Below are 18,383 nucleotides of genomic sequence, written 5' to 3'. Positions count from 1 at the left end.
TGAAATGAAATCGCCCGCAACAGGTTGTCAGCCGATCGGGCCGCCCTGGGCGATCCGGCGGGCCTTAGCAGGCGGCATTCCCGGGGTGTGGCCGCGTCGCGCCCTCACGATGAGCGGGCTGGACGAGGCGCCGCGCCGGGCGCCGCCGCGCCGGAGAAGGACACGCGCGGCCTGACCTGAGTGCGGCCGTACGAGCCGGGGTGCGGCCGGCCAGAAACGGGCGCGCGCAGCCGACCCGGAAGGCCGAGCGTGCGCCCCCCGAGGCAAGCCGCGCGCCCGGTCCGGGCCTAGCGCGTACAGGCGCGGGTGGCGAGGCGCGACGCGCGCCGCCGGACGGGATTGTGCAAAAGGGGAAGGAAGAGGAAGGCGCTCAGGCGGTGCACAGCGACATCTGGAACGGCACGTCGCGACCCACCTGTTGCGGCTTGACGCCGCCATCCTGGACGGAAAAGCGGATCCAGACCATGTACTTGTTGGCGCTGATTTCCGGAAACACGCCTTGCTCCGGATCCACCCAGACGCGCAGCAGCTGGAAGGTCTTGCCGGCCAGCATCTGCTGGTAGGCGCCCTGTTCGGCGGCGATGTCGGCGCGGCGTCCCGATTCGCGCAGCAGCCGCAAGGCCATGGCGAGGCCCTCGGCCAGCGGCATCAGCGGTGCGATCCAGGCCTGGAGGTCGGCACGGCGCGCGGCCTCCGGTTTGTGCTGCCAAGCGTGATACGACGGCATGTCGACCTGCGTGGCGCCGCCCGGCACGGCCAGACGGCCGCGCAGGCTCACGAGCCATTCGTTTTCGCGCAGGGATTGGCCGGTCTTGCCCTGGGCCTGCAGTGCCCCGACCACGCGCTCCATGTCGGAGAGCATGATCTCGAGCGCATCCTGGGCCACGCCGGGGTGGTCGCGCAGCGCGACCAGGCTGGTGCGCTGGCGCTCCAGATCCTGGAGCACGGCGCTCTTCATGTCGGTGCGTTCGCCGGCCTCGAGAATGTCGAACAACGTGGCGACGGCGATCTGGTGCATCCGCGCGTCTCCCTCGCCAGCGAAGAACGCCAATCTGTCGAACAGATACTCCAGCCGCAGATAAGCGCGAATACGCTCGTTGAAGGGATATTCAAAAAGAATCACGCTGATCTGAGCCTATTGACGCTAACGATGAGTCTTGTAGGGCGGCGTGCGGACACGGGGCCCGCAAGCCAGATGCTCAGGGTCGCGGTGCCTGTTGCCCGACGTGCACGGCCCGGTCCTTGGCGCCCGCCAGCTCGAGCCAGCGGTCATGCAGCGCGCGCGCCCGTTCCATCAGCTGAAGCGGGGTGGTCGCGCCGTCGTTGACGATGACATCATCGGCGGCGGCGAGCCGGGTGGCGCGCGGCACTTGCACCGCCATGATACGACGGATGGCCTCCGGCGTCAGCCCGCTGCGCCGCCCCACCCGCTCGACCTGGGTATCGGGATCGCAGTCGACCACGCAGATGCGGTCGACCCGCTCGCGCCAGCGCCCGGACTCGACCAGCAGCGGCACCACGAAGACCTGGTAGGGCGCGCCGGCGGCGGCTTCCGAGGCGCGCACGGTGGCCGCGGTAATGAGCGGATGCAGGATGGCCTCGAGACGGCCGCGGGCCTCGGGGTCGCGGAACACCAGCTCGCGCATCCAGGCGCGGTCCAGTGCGCCGGACGGGTCGGCGGCCACCGGGCCAAAGCCGGCCACGATCGCGGCCATCGCGCCGCCGCCCGCCGCGGTGAGGCCGCGCGAGATGTCGTCGGTGTCGATGACGGCGGCGCCCCATTCGGCGAGCAGGTCCGCCACGCGGGTCTTGCCCGAGCCGATCCCCCCCGTCAAACCGATGCTGTACATATCAAGTGCATCCAAAAGAAAAAACTCAGCCTATCAGCGGCAGGCCGCGGTCGTGCATGAACAGCTCCAGCAGGCCCGCGCCGGCAAGAAAAGGCGCGAAAGGCAGCGGCTGACCGGGTTCGACCCGGCCGGCCCGGCGCAGCATCCAGCCCACCAGCACCCCAGAAAGCGACGCCACCAGCAGCACGCCGGGCAACGCGCCCAGGCCGAGCCAGGCCCCCAGCGCCGCACTCAATTTGAAATCACCATAACCCATGCCGTCGCGACCGGTGCACAGGCGAAACACGTGAAACACCAGCCAGAGGAACAGGTACCCCGCGACGGCGCCGAGCACGGCCTGTGGCAGCGGCACGAAGCCGTGGTGCAGATTCACGAGCAGCCCGGCCCAGGCCAGCGGCAGCGTGAGCACGTCTGGCAGCAGGCCCACGCGCAGGTCGATCCAGGCCAGCGTGAGCAGCGCCGCACACAGGGCCATCGCGGCCAGGGCGGCCAGGCTCACGCCGAAGCGCCACAGGCAGGCGACAAATAGCGCCGCGCACGCACACTCCATGAGGGGCAGCGCCCAGCCCGGGCCGAAGCCCTGGCGCCCGGCCCGGGCGCGCCGGCCGATATGCCCGGCGCGCGCGAGCCACCACCCGGCCAGCGGCCAGGCACGCAGCCGCTCGCCGCGCAGCGGGCGCGGCGTCGCCAGCCCGCCGCGCCATGCGCGCCGCAGCGCCACCGGCAGGCGGTACACCACCAGGGTCAGGATCCCGCCGACGGCCAGGCCCAGCAATGCAGCCAGCGCGGCAGCCCAGACCGGATTCCATTGCAGCTCATGCCAGATCATCGGATCGTCCAGTGGGTGGGTTGTTGCGCCACCCGGCGCAGACCCCACGCGGCATTATTCCGTCAGGCGCAAAAATCATCAAACGCGGGGCCCGGCCGGCGGCGCGGCGCCGGCCGGGCCAGCGTATCGGATATGCGCAGATATGCGTAGAATTAGCGACAGACCAAGAACCTTCCGGACGTGCGCCATGCCTGCCCAGCCTCCCGCCCATCGCTCTACCGGCCGCACGCTGGCCCCGTATGCCGCCCTCGCCGCCATCGCCGTTCTGGCGGGCTGCGCCCAACAGCGCACCGAAGGCTATTACAACCCGCCCGGTGAAAGCACCATCACCGACGCCCAGTACCAGGGCCAGGCCGCCGGCTACCGCACGGTCGTGCACGCGCCGTCGCAGCTGCAGATCGAGCTCAAGCCGCGCCAGCCCAATCCGCAACAACAACAGCAGAACCCGGCCAACGGCCCGGTCGCCGAAGACGGCCAGGCCATCCCGCAGGGCGAGGGCTCGGGCGGCGGTGGCGCCGCCGTGGCAGCCGGCACGCCGCGTTCGGCCAATGCCGAGCTGATCCCGCAGGCACAGACCTTCCAGGGCACCCTGCCCTGCTTCGCGACCGCGCTCAATTGCGAAGCCCAGCGCGTCACGCTCACGCTGGCGCCCAACGGCCGCTGGCGCGCACGCCTCACCTACCTCGAAAACACGCCCGGCAAGACCGCGCCGTCGTACGAGCAAGGCTGCTGGGATGCCACCCAGGAACGCCCGCCGCGCGTGCTGCTGCTCGACGGCGCCGGCAATATGCGCGCCGACCTGAGCATGCCGCTCTACAACACGCTGCGCGTGCGCTCGGTCAACGGCCACACCCCCAATCTCGCGTACACCCTCACGCGCCAGCCCGACCTCGACCCGATCGCCGAGCTCAAGCAGGCCGAGACCCAGTGCCCGGGTTAATGCGGCGCTGAGCCCCGCGCCGGCGGGTTCACCCCTCCGCGGCGCGCACACGCCGATCAACGGGCCCCCTGAGCGGGGCCCGTTTTCATGGGAGCGGCATCAGCCGATCCGGGCAGTACGCCCAAACGATAGGGACACGTGAGGCAGCCGAGCTGCTGCGCGGTGCGCACCCCCATCTTGCGCAGGATGCGCGCGCGGTGCGCCTCGGCCGTGCGCATGGAGATCCCCAGATCGATGGCGATCACTTTGTTGGACTGGCCCGCACTGAGATAAACCAGCACCTGGCGTTCGCGCGGGGTGAGCGGCGCGTAGCAGGCGGGGGGCTCCCGCAATGGGCCCGGCGGAGCCTGCGGCGACATGCCGGCGCCATCGCGCAGGGGCCGCGGCGTGGGCAGGGCAAGCGCGATATGACGAGGCGGGGCGGCGGCGGCGGCCGGGGCCGGGGCCGGCGAGAGCGTCGGGGCTGCGGGCGGGATGTTCCACATGGCGTCTCTCTGCAATGAGCGATTGCAGAGAGTGTGCGCAATGAGCACGCGCCCGCGGAACTGCGGCAACTGACAGGTGTGACGCGATGATCCGGGCGGCCGAGGCCGGCCCGGCAGCGCTCAGACTTCGAGGTTGTCGATCAGGCGGGTGGCGCCCAGCTTGGCGGCGGCGAGCACCACCAGCGGCTCGCCGGCTTCCATCTCGGCCCGCTCGGGCGCCTTCAGGTCGCGCTGGCGGCGCACCGCCACGTAATCGACCTGCCAGCCACGCGCCGCGAGGCGTTCGCGCGCGGCCGCCTCGAGCGCGGGCACGTCGCGGCCGCCATCCAGCACCTGCTGGCGCACGTGCGAAAGGGTGGCGTAAAGCTCGGGCGCTTCGCTGCGCTCCTGCGCCGTCAGGTAACGATTGCGCGACGACAGCGCGAGGCCATCGGGCGCGCGCACCGTTTCGTGGGCGATGATCTCCAGCGGCAGCTGGAACTGGCGCACCATGCTGCGCACGATCATGAGCTGCTGATAATCCTTTTTGCCAAAGACGGCGACGCGCGGCTGCACGCACGAAAACAGCTTGAGCACGACCGTGCACACGCCGGCAAAAAAGCCCGGACGGAACTCGCCTTCGAGAATGTCGCCCAGATCGTCGGGCGGCTGCACGCGGTAGCTTTGCGGCTCGGGGTACATCTCGCGCTCGTCGGGCGCGAAGACCATGTACACGTCGCGGTCGCGGTCCATTTTCTCGACGTCGGCCTGCAGCGTGCGCGGGTAGCGATCGAAATCCTCGTTGGGACCGAACTGCAGGCGGTTGACGAAGATGCTGGTGACGACCGGATCGCCGTGCTGCCGCGCCAGTTTCATGAGTGCCAGGTGCCCCTCGTGGAGGTTGCCCATGGTCGGCACGAAGGCCACGCGGTTTTGCCCGCGCAGGTGGTCGCGCAGGTCTTGAATGGTGTGTACGACTTTCAAGGAAACTCTCCGGTTTCTGACAACGGGCGTCAGCAGCGGGACACGGGCCGGATGCGGCAGCCGCCGTGGCTGACCCGGTGCGGCGGGCCGGCCGGGGCTGCCGTCAGGCGGCGGCGGCCACGCTGGTGTAGGCCAGGCGCACGTAGATCGGCGCGTAGGGTTCGGCCTGCGTGATCTCGAGCAGAGATTCGCGGGCCAGTTCGAGCATGGCGATGAAATGCACGACCACCACGGCCGTCGGCGCGCCTTCGCGGATGCGCTCCAGGAAGAGCTCGCCGAACTCCATGAAGCGCACGTCGTTCAGGCGCCTCAGGATATGGGTCATGTGGTCACGCACCGACAACTGCTCACGCGTGATGTGGTGGTGCTGGTTGAGCTTGGCCCGCTTCATGATGTCGGCCCAGGCGGCCCGCAGATCATCGACGCTCACGTCGGGCAACGCCCGCTCGACGCTGATCTCGGCCACGGCCTGGGAACCATGAAAGTCGCGGCCGATCTGCGGGATTTTGTCGAGGCGCTGGGCCGCGAGCTTCATCTGCTCGTATTCGAGCAGGCGGCGCACCAGCTCGGCACGCGGATCCTCGGGCTCTTCGCCGGTATCCGACTTGCGCACCGGCAGCAACATGCGCGACTTGATTTCGATCAGCATGGCCGCCATGAGCAGATACTCGGCGGCGAGCTCGAGGTTGTGCACCCGGATCTGATCCACGTACGACAGGTACTGACGCGTGACATCCGCCATCGGGATGTCCAGCACGTTGAAGTTCTGTTTGCGGATCAGGTAGAGCAGCAGGTCGAGCGGCCCTTCGAACGCCTCGAGAAAGATCTCGAGCGCATCCGGCGGGATGTAGAGATCGTTGGGCAGCTGGAACAACGGCTCGCCGTACAGGCGCGCGAACGCCACGCTATCGATGGTATCGGGCGTGGTGTCGACCTGCGGTTGCACCAGCGCGGCCAGATCGTCGCCGGAAATGGAGCCGTTCGGATGAGACATGTAGCCGTGCTCGCGTTACCGGCGCCGTGACTCAGTCGGCCGCGTAGACGTAGGGCCGTTGCGGCACGCGGCCGGCACGGAAACCCTCGAGCAGCTCGGTGTCCTGGGGCTTGTCCCAGAGACGGCCACGGCCCTCGCGCTGACGCTGTTCGACGTCAGGATGAGCGGCCTTGTACTCTTTGAGGAATTGGGTGATTTCGGATTCGTAATTCTTCGCCATGGTGCAACCGCTATGACCAGAGGGTTAGTGGGGGAATGCATCATAGTTTACTGTAGCCGGCGGGACCAGGCCGCCGCCCCCCGCCCCGCAGGGTTCGGACGACGCCTCGGCGTCAGCTGCCCGGCGTTACAATCGTCAGCTCTGCCCCGGGGCCCGCCGCCCCGCCTGCATGCCGCCACACGGCAAACCCGCTAGCACCCCGCCACATGCCCGCCGACCCATCTTCCGCCGCCCTGCCCTCCCGTCCCCGAGACCCGGAGGCCGCCCGGGCGGCCAGGATGATTCCATTCATCGTCGGCTGTGCGCTGTTCATGCAGATGCTGGACTCCACCGTCGTGGCGACCGCCCTGCCGGCGATGGCGGCGGCGCTCAATTCGACGCCGGTGCGCCTGAACGTGGCGATCACTTCGTACCTGCTGGCCGTGGCGGTGTTCGTGCCGATCAGCGGCTGGGCGGCCGACCGCTTCGGCGCGCGGCGGGTGTTCATCGCGGCGATCGCGCTGTTCACGTTCAGCTCCATCGCCTGTGCCCTGTCGCGCGACCTGACCGAACTGGTGGCGGCCCGCATCGTGCAGGGCATGGCGGGCGCGATGATGGTCCCGGTGGGACGCATCATCCTGCTGCGCACGGTGCCCAAGGAAGACCTGCTGCGGGCCATGTCGTTTCTCTCGATCCCGGCGCTGCTCGGCCCGGTCATCGGACCGCCCCTGGGCGGCTTCATGGTGACCTACATGTCGTGGCACTGGATCTTCCTGATCAACATTCCGATCGGCATCCTGGGCATCGCGCTGGTGTTGCGCTACGTGCAGGACGTGCGCGAGAAAGACACGCACCGGCTCGACTTCATCGGCTTTCTTCTCAGCGGCATCGCGCTGGCCGCGCTGGTGAGCGGCTTCGAGGCGCTCGGTCACGGCCTGGTCTCGCCGCTCACCCTGGGCGCGCTGCTGGGCGGCGGGCTGCTGTGCGGCGTGCTTTACGTATGGCACTCGCGCCGGGTGGCGCATCCGATCATCGACCTGTCGCTGCTGCGCATTCCCACCTTCGCGATCTCGGCGCTGGGCGGCAATCTGTGCCGCTTCGCGGTCGGCGCCGTGCCCTTCCTGCTGGCCATGCTGTTGCAGGTGGGATTCGGCCTGTCGCCGTTCGAAGCGGGGATGATCACCTTCGCCAGCGCCGCCGGCGCGCTGCTCATGAAATTCGTGGCCGCGCGCATCGTCACCTACTACGGCTTTCGCCGCGTGCTCACGGTCAACGCCGTGCTGACCGGCGTCTTCATCGTGTTCAACGGCGCCTTCACGCCCAACACGCCGGTGTGGCTGATGATCGCCGTGCTGCTGGTCGGCGGCTTCTTCCGCTCGCTGCAGTTCACCGCGGTAAATACGCTAACCTATGCCGACATTCCGCCCGAAAAAATGAGCAGCGCGAGCAGCTTCGCGGCCATGGCCCAGCAACTGGGCATCAGCCTCGGGGTGGGCGTGGCGGCCGTCGCGATCAACGTCAGCATGACCGTGCGCGGCGCCAGCACCCTGGCCATCGGCGACGTGGTCGTGGCGTTCGTGGTGATCGGCCTGCTGTGCACGGCTTCGATGCTCTCGTTCCGCCGGCTTGCGCCGGGCGCGGGCGACCAACTCAACTCCGCCAAGGCTTCACGCAATGACGACTGAATTCGTGCTCGCCCTCGACCAGGGCACCACCAGCTCCCGCGCCATCGTGTTCGACCGCGCCGGCACCGTGCGCGGCCTGGGCCAGCGCGAGTTTCGCCAGCATTATCCACGTCCGGGCTGGGTCGAACACGACGCCACCGAAATCTGGCACAGCCAGCTCGACGTCGCCCGCGAGGCGCTGCGCAACGCCGGCGCGAGCGCGGCCGACATCGCCGCGATCGGCATCACCAACCAGCGCGAAACCACCCTCATCTGGGAGCGCGCCACCGGCCGCCCGCTCGCCCGCGCGATCGTCTGGCAGGACCGCCGCACCGCGCCGCTGTGCGAGCAATTGCAGGCCGATGGTCACGGCGAGTTTCTGCAGGAGCGCACCGGCCTGGTGGTCGACGCGTATTTTTCGGGCACCAAGCTTGCCTGGCTGCTCGATCACGTGCCCAAGGCACGCCAGATGGCCGAGCGCGGCGAACTCGCCTTCGGCACGATCGACACCTGGCTGATCTGGCAACTGACCGGCGGCGCGGTGCATAGCACCGACCCGAGCAACGCCTCGCGCACCATGCTCTACGACATCCGCCGCCAGGACTGGAGCGACGAGATCCTCGAGCTGCTGAACATCCCGCGCGGCATCCTGCCCACCATCGCGCCGAGCAGCGGCGAGGTGGGACGGTCGCTGCCCGAGCTGCTCGGCGGCGCCATTCCCATCGCCGGCGTGGCGGGCGATCAGCAGGCCGCCACCTTCGGCCAGGCGTGCTTCAAGCCGGGCATGGCCAAGAACACCTACGGCACCGGCTGCTTCATGCTGATGAATGTGGGCGGCGAACCGGTCCGTTCGGCCAACAACCTGCTGTCCACGGTGGGCTGGGGCCTGACCGACGGCGGCGCCGACTGGCGCTCCACCTACATGCTCGAGGGCGGTGTATTTCAGGCGGGTGCGGCGGTGCAGTGGCTGCGCGACGGCCTGGGCATCATCCAGCACTCCGAAGACGTCGAGCCGCTGGCCGCGAGCGTGGCCGACACCGATGACGTGTTCATGGTGCCGGCTTTCGCCGGTCTCGGCGCCCCCTACTGGGACCCTTACGCGCGCGGCACGCTGATCGGCCTGACGCGCGGCACCACGCGCGCCCATATCGCGCGCGCCACGCTCGAATCGATCGCGCTGCAAAGCGCGGAGCTGCTCACCTGCATGAACGCCGACAGCGGCATCGCGCTGTCGGAGTTGCGCGTGGACGGTGGCGCCTCGCGCAACGACCTGTTGATGCAGATGCAGGCCGACCTGCTCGGCGTACCGGTGGTGCGCCCGCGCGTGGCCGAGTCCACCGCGCGCGGCGCGGCCGGGCTCGCGGGTCTGGCCGTGGGGTTCTGGAAATCGCTCGACGAGTTCGCCGGGCAGTGGGAAGCCGAACGCACCTTCGAGCCGAGCTGGCCCGCCGAGCTGCGCGAAGCCCGCATGGCGCGCTGGCGCCAGGCGGTGGCGCTCTCCAAGGGGTGGGCGTCGGACGCGCCGCGCGGCTGACGGCGCCAGGCACCTGGCCGGCGCGCGGCCTGCGCGGCCCGGCCTGCGCGGCCCGACCCGGCCTACGCGGCCTACGCGGCCCGGCCCGGCCTACGCGGCCTACGCGGCCCGGCCCGCCCCCGTCACATCAATAGAACGGCTTGGCGAGCGCCAGCAGGATGGCGCCGCTGGCGCCCAGAAACACCAGCACGGCGCCCAGCGCCGCCCAGGCGGGCGGCATGATCGGCGCCGGTCGCAGCAGCCGCGCCAGCCACAGCGTCTGCAGCGCCTGCAGCAGGGTCAGCATCGCCACGATGGCGAGCTTGACGTCCAGCCAGCGGTGGCCGAACCAGCCGACCATCAGCGCGAGCGTGATGCCGAGCATCCAGGTCAGCACCATGGCGGGCACCGTGACGCGCAGATTCCAGCGCGCCAGCCCTTCCAGGAAGCGCCCGGGGGCCTCGCCCTCGGCTCGCGCGGCCGGAAACGACAGCACCGTGGAAAGCAGCAACAGTCCGCCGAGCCAGACGGCCAGCGCGGCGCCGTGCGCCATCTTGATGAACATGTAGGTCATGATGGACAAGGGGCGCCGCCCCGGACCCGCAGGTCTGGCACGACGCCCCCCGAAAAGAACCCGATCAGTTCAGGCTGGCGCCCGAGATCTTCACGATTTCCTGGTACTTGTCCTTCTCGGTCTTCACGAAGTTGCTGAACTCGGCCGAGGTCATCGGCTCGGCTTCCGAACCCATGGTGAGCAGGCGCTGGCGCACGTCGGGCTGGCGCAGCGCGTCGACGTAGGCCTTGTTCAGCTTCTCCACCACCGGCGCGGGCGTGCCGCCGGTCGTGAACACGCCGAACCAGGTGCCGAGGTCGAAGCCCTTCACGCCGGCTTCTTCGATCGTGGGCACGTCCGACAGCAGCGACGAGCGCTTCGCGGTCGTGACCGCCAGCGCCTTGACCTTGCCGTCCTTGATGAGAGGCGCGGACGACGCGAGGTTGTCGAACATGAAGTCGGATTGACCCGACAGCAGCGCGAGCTGGGCCGGGGCGGCGCCCTGGTAGGGAATGTGCTCGACCGAGATGCCGGCACGGGCCTTGAGCAGCTCGCCGGCCAGATGGCCCGCGCTGCCGTTGCCACCGGAGCCGTAGTTCAGGCGGCCCGGGTTGGCCTTGGCGTATTCGATCAGGTCGGCCACGCTCTTGATGTTGTTCTTCGTGGCGAAGTCGTTGTTCATCACGAGCACGTTCGGCACCGAGGCCACGATGGTGACGGGCGCGAAGTCCTTGACCGGGTCGTAGGGCAGGTTGGCGAACAGGAACGGGTTGATCGCGTGCGTGGCGACCGCGCCCATCACCAGCGTGTAGCCGTCGGGCTGCGCCTTGGCCGCCAGATCGGCGCCGATGTTGCCACCCGCGCCGCCGCGGTTTTCCACGATGACGGGCTGGCCCAGCGAAGCGCGCACCTTTTCGGCCAGCAGACGGGCCATGGTGTCCAGCGGACCACCGGGGGGATAGGGCACGACGAAGCGCAGCGGCTTGTTCGGGTAGTCGTCGGCCGCGTAGGCCGGGGCGGATACGGATACGAGCGCGGCCAGGGCCAGCGCGCCACCCACGAGCGCGCGGCGCGTGGTGGATACGACGGAAATGGGCTTCATTTTTGTGAGTCTCCGGAGGTCTGTACTTCTGTGCGGCACGTAGCATACCCCACCGCTCTGTTACCCAATCGGTGAAAACCCGGCCGGGCTGCCCCGTCCTCTGCCCTTTGCCCCACAAGCGCGAGCGCCGCAAATAAAAAGCGGCGCGGGTCCGCGGCGTTGCCGGGAACCGCGCCGCCCTGCCCGGCCAAAGGCCGGGAGCGGGCCAGTCTGCTCAGTGCAGGATCTGGCTCAGGAACAGCTTGGTGCGCTCGTTCTGCGGATTATCGAAGAACTCGTCGGGCGTGTTCTGCTCGATGATCTCGCCGCGGTCCATGAAGATCACGCGGTTGGCCACCTTGCGCGCGAAGCCCATTTCGTGGGTCACGCACAGCATGGTCATGCCGCTTTCCTGGGCCAGGGTCACCATCACGTCCAGCACTTCCTTGACCATTTCCGGATCGAGGGCCGAGGTCGGCTCATCGAACAGCATGATCTTGGGGTGCATGCACAGCGAGCGGGCGATCGCCACGCGCTGCTGCTGGCCGCCCGAGAGCTGGCCCGGATACTTGTTGGCCTGATCCGGAATGCGCACGCGCTCCAGATACTTCATGGCCGTGGCTTCGGCTTCGGCCTTGGGCTTCTTGAGCACCCAGGTCGGGCCCAGCGTCAGGTTTTCCAGCACGGTCAGGTGCGGGAACAGATTGAAGTGCTGGAACACCATGCCCACGTCCTTGCGGATCGTCTCGATCTGCTTCAGATCGTTGGTGAGCTCGGTGCCGTCGACAATGATCTGCCCTTGCTGGTGCTCTTCGAGCCGGTTGATGCAGCGGATCATGGTGGATTTGCCGGAACCCGAAGGTCCGCAAATCACGATCCGTTCACCCTGCGCCACGTCCAGATTGATGTTGCGCAGCACGTGGAACTGGCCGTACCACTTGTTCACGTCCTGCAAGCGAATAATGGCATCCGTCACGCCTTTACTCCCGAAAAATGCCCGCGACCCGATGCAATGTGAGTCGCGGACTGGGTTCTATCGTTTATGACCTGTCGCCAGGCGCTTTTCGAGGCGCTGGCTGTATTTGGACATCGAGTAGCAGAACACGAAATAGATGAGCGCGATGAAGACATACGCCTCGATTCCGAATCCGCGCCACGCGGCGTCCGACAGTGCGGCCTTGGCCGCGAGCGTCAGGTCGAAGATGCCGATGATGACAACGAGCGAAGTGTCCTTGAACAGGGCGATGAAGATGCTCACCAGCGGCGGAATCACCACCTTCAGCGCCTGCGGCAGGACGACCTTGCGCATGGATTGCCAATACGAGAGACCGAGCGAGTCGGCGCCTTCGTACTGGCCCTTGGGAATGGCCTGCAGGCCGCCACGCACGGTCTCGGCGATATAAGCCGCCGCGAACATGATGATGGCGATCTGTGCCCGCAACAGCTTGTCGATCGAGAAGCCTTCGGGCAGGAACAACGGCAGCATCACCGAGGACATGAACAGCAGGCTGATCAGCGGCACGCCACGGATCAGCTCGATGTACACGACGCACAGGGCCTTGATCGCGGGCATGCGCGAGCGCCGGCCCAGGGCCAGCAGCACGCCGATCGGGAACGCGAACGCGATGCCGAACGTGGCCAGGATCAGGGTCAGGGGCAGACCGCCCCAGCGTGCGTTCTCGACGTAGGTCAGGCCGAAGACGCCGCCCCACATCAGGACCGCGACCGCCGTCAGGCCGACCACCCAGATCACGGGCAGGGCCAGGTTCCAGAAGCGGCGCATGCCGCTCATGATGATCACGGCGATCAGGATGATGGTCGCGATCAGCGGACGCCATTGCTCGTCGTACGGATACGTGCCGAACAGGATCAGGCGGTGCTTTTCACGGATGAACGCCCAGCAGGCGCCCGCGCTCGCGCGGCATTCCTGGGCCGTCGTGGCCGTGAAGTTGGCCTGGATGAAGGCCCACTCGATGACGGCCGGCACGGCCATCAGGAGCAGCCAGGCCAGCAGCACCGTCGCGAGGATCGACAGCGGCGAGGAGAACAGGCGCGTCTTGATCCACGGCCAGGCCCCGACCTGATTGGACGGCGGCGGCAGGCCCTGGCTCGGCGTGGTTTGCGTAGTGCTGCTCATATCAACGCTCCACCAGCGCGATGCGCTTGTTGTACCAGTTCATGAAGATCGAGATCGACAGGCTGACCGTGAGGTACGCGCCCATGATGATCAGGATGCCCTCGATCGCCTGGCCGGTCTGGTTCAGTGTCGTGTTGACCACAGACACGATGTCCGGATAGCCGATCGCCACCGCGAGCGAGCTGTTCTTGGTGAGGTTGAGATACTGGCTGGTCATCGGGGGGATGATCACGCGCAGCGCCTGCGGCAGCACCACCAGGCGCAGCACCTGCGAGCGGCGCAGACCGAGCGACTCGGACGCCTCCCACTGGCCCTGATTCACCGCCTGGATGCCCGAGCGCACCACTTCGGCCACGAAGGCCGAGGTGTAGATCACCAGACCCGCCAGCAGCGCGGCGAATTCAGGCGAGAGCGTCAGGCCGCCCTGGAAGTTGAAGCCCTTGAGCGCCGGCATGTCGAGCGACAGCGACGCGCCGCTCACGAGCCAGCCCAGGATCGGCAGGCCGATCAACAGGCCCAGCGCGGCACGGCCGAGCGGGAACATGCGGCCGGTGCGTTCCTGGTTCTTGCGAGCCCAGTGACCCAGCACGATGATGCCGACGATGGCGAGCGCAAGACCGCCGAGCATCCAGTCGAGCGAATTGCCCTCGATGCCCGGCACCTTGAGGCCGCGGTTGGAGATGAACACGCCGGGCAACGGATTGTGCGCCTGGCGCGGGCCGGGCATGTTTTCCGTGATCAGGGCGTACCAGAAGAACAGCTGCAGCAGCAGCGGCACGTTGCGCATGACTTCGACGTACATCGAGGTCAGGCGCGAAACCAGGAAGTTCTTCGAGAGACGGCCGATACCGATGAGGGTGCCGAGAATCGTGGCGAGCACGATGCCGATCACCGCCACGCGCAGCGTGTTGAGCAGACCCACCCAGATGGCGCGCCCATACGTGTCGGAGGGTTGGTAGGCGACGGCAGTTTCGCCGATCGCAAAGCCAGCCTCGCGGTCCAGGAACCCGAACCCGGTGGCGATGTTTCGCACAGACAGGTTATGCAGGGTGTTCGATACCAGGAACCACGCGACCAGCGCCACAGCCACCAGCGCGACGACCTGATAGACCACGGCGCGCACGCCAGGATCATTCCAGGAGAGACGACGTCGCGGTGCCGGAAGCGGGGCGTTTTTCTGTTGTGTCGTCATGAATAAATCTACCGATGTCAGACTACAAACGGCGGGCCAGGCCCGCCGTCACTGCTGCTTCCCACGCCGCGGTCTGACAGGACCGCGGCGGGGCCGGCGCCATCAGGCGCCAGCGGAAGAAGCCGAACTTAGCGCACCGGCCAGCCGTACATGATGCCGCCCTGCTTGTAGGAGGCGTTCAGACCGCGCTCCAGCTTCATCGGGCCGCCCTTGCCGAGCGTGCGTTCGAAGCTTTCGCCGTAGTTGCCGATCTGCTTGATGATGTTGTACGCCCACTTGTCGTCCACACCCAGGTTCTTGCCCATGCCCGGCGTCACGCCGAGGATGCGCTGAATGTTGGGGTTGGAGCTCTTGGTCATTTCGTCGACGTTCTTCGAGGTGATGCCGTATTCCTCGGCCTCGAGCATCGCGTTCAGGCTCCAGCGCACGACGTTGAACCATTGCTCGTCGCCCTGGCGAACCATCGGGCCCAGCGGTTCCTTGGAGAAGTCTTCCGGCAGGATCACGTAGTTGTCGGGGTTCTCGAGCGTGGTACGCACGGAGGCGAGCTGCGACTTGTCGGTGGTGAACGCGTCGCAACGACCGGCGGAGAACGCACGCACGATTTCGTCGAACTTGTCGATCACGACCGGCTTGAAATCGATCTTGTTGGCACGGAACCAGTCGGCCAGGTTCAGTTCGGTGGTGGTGCCCGGCTGCACGCAGACGGTGGCGCCGCCGAGTTCCTTGGCGCTCTTCACGCCCAGGTCCTTTTTGACCATCACGCCCTGGCTGTCGTAGTAGTTGACGCCGGCGCCGATCAGGCCCAGGGTGGTGTCACGCGTCAGGGTGACGGTGGTGTTGCGGGTCAGCACGTCCACTTCGCCCGATTGCAGGGCGGTGAAACGCTGCTGCGTATTCAGCGGCGTGACCTTGATCTTCTTGGCATCACCGAACATCGTCGCCGCGACCGCGCGGCACATTTCGACGTCGATACCTTGCCATTCGCCTTTGCTGTCGGCGATCGAGAAGCCGGCGATACCGGTCGACACGCCACACTGGACGAAGCCCTTCTTCTTGACGTTGTCGAAGGTGGCACCGGCATGTGCAGCCGTCGACGCGGCGAACAGCGCGGCACCGACAGCCGCGAGCTTCAGAACTTTCATTGTTGATCTCCTGTTTAGGACCACAGCGCTGCTCGACCCCAGGTATGGGTTGAGATGCTTGGGCGGATCGTAGCGGCTGTGGAAATTAGGGGACATTGGGGCAATCCCTTCCTATACCCATCCCTAATAAAGGGACAAAGTGCACCGAACAGTCGCGTATCGCCCCCTAACGTCCCACAATTGGCGGAAACTCGCATTCGTACCGTCTTGACATGCCTGCTTGAATGTCGCAGTGCGGAAAAGCAACGGCGGGCGTTACTATTGCAGCTTCAACTCCCACGTCGCCATGATTGAATTCCAGCACGTCTTCAAATCCTACGGACGCGGCCGCAACATCCTGGCCGATATCAACTTCCAGGTGCAGCCCGGCGAATTCATTTTCGTCTCCGGTCCGTCGGGCGCGGGTAAATCCACGCTGCTCAAGCTGATCGGCGGCCTCGAGCCGCCGTCGCGCGGCTCGATCCAGGTCAACGGCCAGCGTCTCGACCGCCTGCCCGCCCGGGCGCGCCCGTATCTGCGGCGGGCGGTGGGCGTGATTCTGCAGGACACCCACCTGCTTTACGACCGCACGGCCCTGGCCAATGTGATGCTGCCGCTCGCTGTCTTAGGACAGGCGCCCACTGCCGCCGCCGCGCGGGCCCGCGCCGCGCTCGACAAGGTCGGGCTGGCGGGCAAGGAAGAACTCAACCCGGTCGAGCTGTCGGGCGGCGAGCAACAGCGGCTCGCCATCGCGCGCGCCATCGTGAATCGGCCGGCCATCCTGATCGCCGACGAGCCGACGGCCAACCTCGATGACGACAACGCCCAGCGCATCATGAACGTCTTCCGCGACTTCAACCGTGTCGGCGTCACCACACTGATCGCGTCGCACGACCAACAATTGATGAGCCGGTTCGCCAATCGCATGTTGCGTATCGACCACGGCAAGTTCAGCGACTCGCACAACCCCACCGGAGCGGCCGAATGAAGTCCTGGCTGCGTCAACATCGCTACGCCCTGTCGATCACGCTGCGCCGTCTGGCCAAGCAGCCGTTCTCGTCGCTCGCCAACCTGCTCGTGATGGCCCTGGCGCTGGCACTGCCCCTGCTGGGCAGCGCCATCCTGGTGTCGGTGCAACCCGTGGCACGGCAGATCTCGGTCACGCCAGAGCTCACCATCTACCTGAAACAGAACGCCCCCGCGGGCAGTGCCGACACGGTGGCCAACCGCGTGCGCACCGACTTCGGCAACGAGGCGGGCGCGGTGCGCGTGGTTCCGCGCGATCAGGCGCTCGCCAATCTGCGCCAGAACCCCGCCTGGGAACAGGCGCTGGCCGTGCTGCCCGGCAATCCGCTGCCTGACGCGGTCGTGATCACGCTGGCGCCCGGCGATGACCTCGCCGCGCGGGCCGACCGTCTCGCCACGCAATGGCGGCAATGGGACAACGTGGATCAGGTGCAGCTCGACAGTGCCTGGGTGCAGCGTCTCGAGGCCATCCTGCGCTTCGCCCGCATCGGCCTGGGATTCCTGGCGGTGTGCGTGGCCGTGGTCGTGCTGGCCACCGTGTTCAACACGGTGCGAATGCAGGCGCTCACGCAGCGCGAGGAGATCGCGGTGGCGCGCCTGGTGGGCGCGACCGAGTCGTTCGTGCGCCGCCCCTTCCTGTATCAGGGCGCGCTCACGGGCGCCCTGGCGGCACTGATCGCCGTCGGCGCGGCGGCGGGCGCCCTGGTGCCGCTCAACCACGCGGTGCTCGGTCTGGCGCGCAGCTACGGCGCCGAATTCGCGCTGCACCTGCCCAGCGCGGGCATTCTGCTGGCCGCCGTTCTGGGCGCCGGCGCGCTCGGCGCCCTATCGGCCCGGTGGTCAGTGACCCGCAGTACGCGCTTTTAAGTGCGTTAATCCACAGAACGCCCGCCAAGGGCCCCGGGTAGAGTGTCGACAAGGCACAATGCCGGGGCACGATTATATCTGGGGACACATTAGATCGCGATTGATTCCGCCTGCGTTGCCGTCGATTCCGTGAACTCTCGCGCAAGATTCACTTGTATTACCGAATCTTGCGTTGAATAATCACAATTTGAAATCTTTTAAGAAATTTTGACTCCACACCGCGAGGTGTGCGAGCGCCCCCAGGAAAGTATGTCCTCCCGAACCGACGCGCGCGCCACGCGCCACTATTTCGATAGTGCGTTCAGTTCTCCAGCCGTCAAAGTGCTGCCGAACGAGTATTACGTCACGTCCGGCGAGGACATCATGATCTCGACGGTGCTGGGCTCTTGCGTGGCCGCCTGTGTACGCGACCCCCACAACGGCATCGGCGGCATGAACCACTTCATGCTGCCCGAAGGTGATGCTTCGTCGCCCGCTTCCGCCACCATGCGCTACGGCGCGTTCGCGATGGAAGTTCTGATCAACGAGCTGCTCAAGGCCGGCGCGGTGCGCGAACGGCTCGAGGCCAAGGTGTTCGGCGGCGGCGCCGTGCTGAGCGCGATGCAGCAGATGAACATCGGCGAACGCAATGCGCAATTCGTGCTGAGCTATCTCAAGACCGAAGGCATTCCGGTACGCGCCCAGGATCTGGGCGACATCCACGCCCGCCGCATCCATTACTTCCCGCGCGACGGCCGCGTAATGGTGCGCAAGATGGCGCCCCACCATGCAAAGGCGGAAGAAGTCATCGCCCGCCGCGAGCAGGAGGCCGCCAAGGAAATCCAGGCCGAGAGCCGCTCGGCCCCGCGCGTGGAGCGTTTCACGCAGCCCGGCAAGATGAAGGTCGAGATGTTCAACCGCCCGGTGCGCCGGCGCCCGACCGAGAGCGCCTGAGCAACAGAAAGGCCACCCTCGCGGGTGGCCTTT

At 67.2% G+C, this 18,383-nt stretch carries 19 protein-coding genes; 6 read left to right on the top strand and 13 right to left on the bottom strand.

Annotation, left to right across the window (positions count from 1 at the left end; all coding sequences use genetic code 11):
- Window positions 1–370: 370 nt before the first annotated feature.
- The 3 genes from zapD to CEK29_RS02000 form a co-directional block, all read right to left on the bottom strand.
- A complete protein-coding gene (gene zapD, locus CEK29_RS02010) occupies window positions 371–1,123 on the bottom strand; it encodes a cell division protein ZapD (protein WP_094798525.1) in 753 nt (250 codons plus the stop codon).
- 76 nt (window positions 1,124–1,199) lie between these two features.
- On the bottom strand, window positions 1,200–1,850 hold the full coding sequence (gene coaE, locus CEK29_RS02005) for a dephospho-CoA kinase (protein ID WP_094798524.1): 651 nt from the start codon (window positions 1,848–1,850) through the stop codon (window positions 1,200–1,202).
- A 25-nt stretch (window positions 1,851–1,875) separates the two neighbouring features.
- Window positions 1,876–2,679 carry a prepilin peptidase gene (locus CEK29_RS02000; protein ID WP_094857181.1) on the bottom strand — a complete coding sequence of 268 codons (804 nt, stop codon included), beginning with the start codon at window positions 2,677–2,679 and terminating at the stop codon, window positions 1,876–1,878.
- A gap of 187 nt (window positions 2,680–2,866) precedes the next feature.
- On the opposite strand from CEK29_RS02000, the gene CEK29_RS01995 reads away from it, so the two are divergent.
- Window positions 2,867–3,619: a copper resistance protein NlpE N-terminal domain-containing protein gene (locus tag CEK29_RS01995; protein WP_141218287.1), complete on the top strand. Its 753-nt coding sequence runs from the start codon at window positions 2,867–2,869 to the stop codon at window positions 3,617–3,619.
- Window positions 3,620–3,675: 56 nt separating this feature from the next.
- On the opposite strand, the gene CEK29_RS01990 is transcribed toward CEK29_RS01995, so the two are convergent.
- The 4 genes from CEK29_RS01990 to CEK29_RS01975 form a co-directional block, all read right to left on the bottom strand.
- Window positions 3,676–4,104, bottom strand: coding sequence for a response regulator transcription factor (locus CEK29_RS01990; RefSeq protein WP_255176042.1), 429 nt, complete (start codon window positions 4,102–4,104; stop codon window positions 3,676–3,678).
- A gap of 120 nt (window positions 4,105–4,224) precedes the next feature.
- Window positions 4,225–5,067 carry a pantoate--beta-alanine ligase gene (gene panC / locus CEK29_RS01985; protein ID WP_094798522.1) on the bottom strand — a complete coding sequence of 281 codons (843 nt, stop codon included), beginning with the start codon at window positions 5,065–5,067 and terminating at the stop codon, window positions 4,225–4,227.
- A 103-nt stretch (window positions 5,068–5,170) separates the two neighbouring features.
- Window positions 5,171–6,061 (bottom strand): segregation and condensation protein A, encoded by an 891-nt coding sequence (locus tag CEK29_RS01980; RefSeq protein ID WP_094798521.1) that lies wholly within the window; start codon window positions 6,059–6,061, stop codon window positions 5,171–5,173.
- A gap of 31 nt (window positions 6,062–6,092) precedes the next feature.
- Window positions 6,093–6,281 carry a DUF3460 family protein gene (locus CEK29_RS01975; RefSeq protein ID WP_094798520.1) on the bottom strand — a complete coding sequence of 63 codons (189 nt, stop codon included), beginning with the start codon at window positions 6,279–6,281 and terminating at the stop codon, window positions 6,093–6,095.
- 206 nt (window positions 6,282–6,487) lie between these two features.
- Here CEK29_RS01975 and CEK29_RS01970 point away from each other — a divergent pair, with 206 nt between their 5' ends.
- Window positions 6,488–7,945 carry a DHA2 family efflux MFS transporter permease subunit gene (locus CEK29_RS01970; RefSeq protein ID WP_094798519.1) on the top strand — a complete coding sequence of 486 codons (1,458 nt, stop codon included), beginning with the start codon at window positions 6,488–6,490 and terminating at the stop codon, window positions 7,943–7,945.
- Complete coding sequence (glpK, locus tag CEK29_RS01965; protein ID WP_094798518.1) at window positions 7,935–9,458, top strand: glycerol kinase GlpK; 1,524 nt, start codon at window positions 7,935–7,937, stop codon at window positions 9,456–9,458. Before CEK29_RS01970 ends, glpK begins: the two co-directional genes overlap by 11 nt.
- Before the next feature lie 127 nt (window positions 9,459–9,585).
- Here the strand turns inward: glpK and CEK29_RS01960 are convergent, their stop codons facing one another.
- From CEK29_RS01960 to CEK29_RS01935, 6 genes are all read right to left on the bottom strand, one after another.
- The gene (locus CEK29_RS01960; protein WP_094857327.1) at window positions 9,586–10,011 is read right to left on the bottom strand and encodes a CopD family protein; all 426 of its coding nucleotides are present in this window, start codon (window positions 10,009–10,011) and stop codon (window positions 9,586–9,588) included.
- A 64-nt stretch (window positions 10,012–10,075) separates the two neighbouring features.
- A complete protein-coding gene (locus CEK29_RS01955; protein WP_094798516.1) occupies window positions 10,076–11,092 on the bottom strand; it encodes a Bug family tripartite tricarboxylate transporter substrate binding protein in 1,017 nt (338 codons plus the stop codon).
- A gap of 214 nt (window positions 11,093–11,306) precedes the next feature.
- The gene (locus CEK29_RS01950) at window positions 11,307–12,047 is read right to left on the bottom strand and encodes an amino acid ABC transporter ATP-binding protein (protein ID WP_094798515.1); all 741 of its coding nucleotides are present in this window, start codon (window positions 12,045–12,047) and stop codon (window positions 11,307–11,309) included.
- A gap of 57 nt (window positions 12,048–12,104) precedes the next feature.
- Window positions 12,105–13,208: an amino acid ABC transporter permease gene (locus tag CEK29_RS01945; RefSeq protein WP_094857180.1), complete on the bottom strand. Its 1,104-nt coding sequence runs from the start codon at window positions 13,206–13,208 to the stop codon at window positions 12,105–12,107.
- 1 nt (window position 13,209) lies between these two features.
- Window positions 13,210–14,400, bottom strand: a complete 1,191-nt coding sequence (locus tag CEK29_RS01940; protein WP_094798513.1) for an amino acid ABC transporter permease — start codon at window positions 14,398–14,400, stop codon at window positions 13,210–13,212.
- Between the two features lie 128 nt (window positions 14,401–14,528).
- Window positions 14,529–15,545, bottom strand: a complete 1,017-nt coding sequence (locus CEK29_RS01935) for an amino acid ABC transporter substrate-binding protein (protein WP_094798512.1) — start codon at window positions 15,543–15,545, stop codon at window positions 14,529–14,531.
- Window positions 15,546–15,831: 286 nt separating this feature from the next.
- On the opposite strand from CEK29_RS01935, the gene CEK29_RS01930 reads away from it, so the two are divergent.
- From CEK29_RS01930 to cheD, 3 genes are all read left to right on the top strand, one after another.
- Window positions 15,832–16,512 (top strand): cell division ATP-binding protein FtsE, encoded by a 681-nt coding sequence (locus tag CEK29_RS01930; protein ID WP_094798742.1) that lies wholly within the window; start codon window positions 15,832–15,834, stop codon window positions 16,510–16,512.
- On the top strand, window positions 16,509–17,417 hold the full coding sequence (locus CEK29_RS01925; protein WP_094798511.1) for a cell division protein FtsX: 909 nt from the start codon (window positions 16,509–16,511) through the stop codon (window positions 17,415–17,417). The genes CEK29_RS01930 and CEK29_RS01925 overlap by 4 nt, the downstream gene beginning before the upstream one ends.
- Window positions 17,418–17,666: 249 nt before the next feature.
- Complete coding sequence (cheD, locus tag CEK29_RS01920) at window positions 17,667–18,350, top strand: chemoreceptor glutamine deamidase CheD (RefSeq protein ID WP_094798510.1); 684 nt, start codon at window positions 17,667–17,669, stop codon at window positions 18,348–18,350.
- The last annotated feature ends 33 nt before the right edge of the window (window positions 18,351–18,383 follow it).

Origin of the sequence: Bordetella genomosp. 5 (assembly GCF_002261475.1) — a bacterium.
Lineage (GTDB): Bacteria > Pseudomonadota > Gammaproteobacteria > Burkholderiales > Burkholderiaceae_B > Bordetella.
Note: the sequence above shows the minus strand (reverse complement) of the source record. Positions and strands in the feature narration are given on the sequence as shown.

Excerpts from the sequence above, each read along its gene's own strand:
- CEK29_RS01995 (WP_141218287.1), top strand. The coding sequence starts at position 2,867 with ATGCCTGCCCAGCCTCCCGCCCATCGCTCTACCGGCCGCACGCTGGCC.
- glpK (WP_094798518.1), top strand. The coding sequence starts at position 7,935 with ATGACGACTGAATTCGTGCTCGCCCTCGACCAGGGCACCACCAGCTCC.
- CEK29_RS02000 (WP_094857181.1), bottom strand. The coding sequence starts at position 2,679 with ATGATCTGGCATGAGCTGCAATGGAATCCGGTCTGGGCTGCCGCGCTG.
- CEK29_RS01980 (WP_094798521.1), bottom strand. The coding sequence starts at position 6,061 with ATGTCTCATCCGAACGGCTCCATTTCCGGCGACGATCTGGCCGCGCTG.
- CEK29_RS01945 (WP_094857180.1), bottom strand. The coding sequence starts at position 13,208 with ATGAGCAGCACTACGCAAACCACGCCGAGCCAGGGCCTGCCGCCGCCG.
- coaE (WP_094798524.1), bottom strand. The coding sequence starts at position 1,850 with ATGTACAGCATCGGTTTGACGGGGGGGATCGGCTCGGGCAAGACCCGC.
- CEK29_RS01955 (WP_094798516.1), bottom strand. The coding sequence starts at position 11,092 with ATGAAGCCCATTTCCGTCGTATCCACCACGCGCCGCGCGCTCGTGGGT.
- CEK29_RS01970 (WP_094798519.1), top strand. The coding sequence starts at position 6,488 with ATGCCCGCCGACCCATCTTCCGCCGCCCTGCCCTCCCGTCCCCGAGAC.
- CEK29_RS01925 (WP_094798511.1), top strand. The coding sequence starts at position 16,509 with ATGAAGTCCTGGCTGCGTCAACATCGCTACGCCCTGTCGATCACGCTG.
- CEK29_RS01940 (WP_094798513.1), bottom strand. The coding sequence starts at position 14,400 with ATGACGACACAACAGAAAAACGCCCCGCTTCCGGCACCGCGACGTCGT.
- CEK29_RS01960 (WP_094857327.1), bottom strand. The coding sequence starts at position 10,011 with ATGACCTACATGTTCATCAAGATGGCGCACGGCGCCGCGCTGGCCGTC.
- CEK29_RS01975 (WP_094798520.1), bottom strand. The coding sequence starts at position 6,281 with ATGGCGAAGAATTACGAATCCGAAATCACCCAATTCCTCAAAGAGTAC.
- CEK29_RS01990 (WP_255176042.1), bottom strand. The coding sequence starts at position 4,104 with ATGTGGAACATCCCGCCCGCAGCCCCGACGCTCTCGCCGGCCCCGGCC.
- CEK29_RS01930 (WP_094798742.1), top strand. The coding sequence starts at position 15,832 with ATGATTGAATTCCAGCACGTCTTCAAATCCTACGGACGCGGCCGCAAC.
- CEK29_RS01935 (WP_094798512.1), bottom strand. The coding sequence starts at position 15,545 with ATGAAAGTTCTGAAGCTCGCGGCTGTCGGTGCCGCGCTGTTCGCCGCG.
- cheD (WP_094798510.1), top strand. The coding sequence starts at position 17,667 with ATGTCCTCCCGAACCGACGCGCGCGCCACGCGCCACTATTTCGATAGT.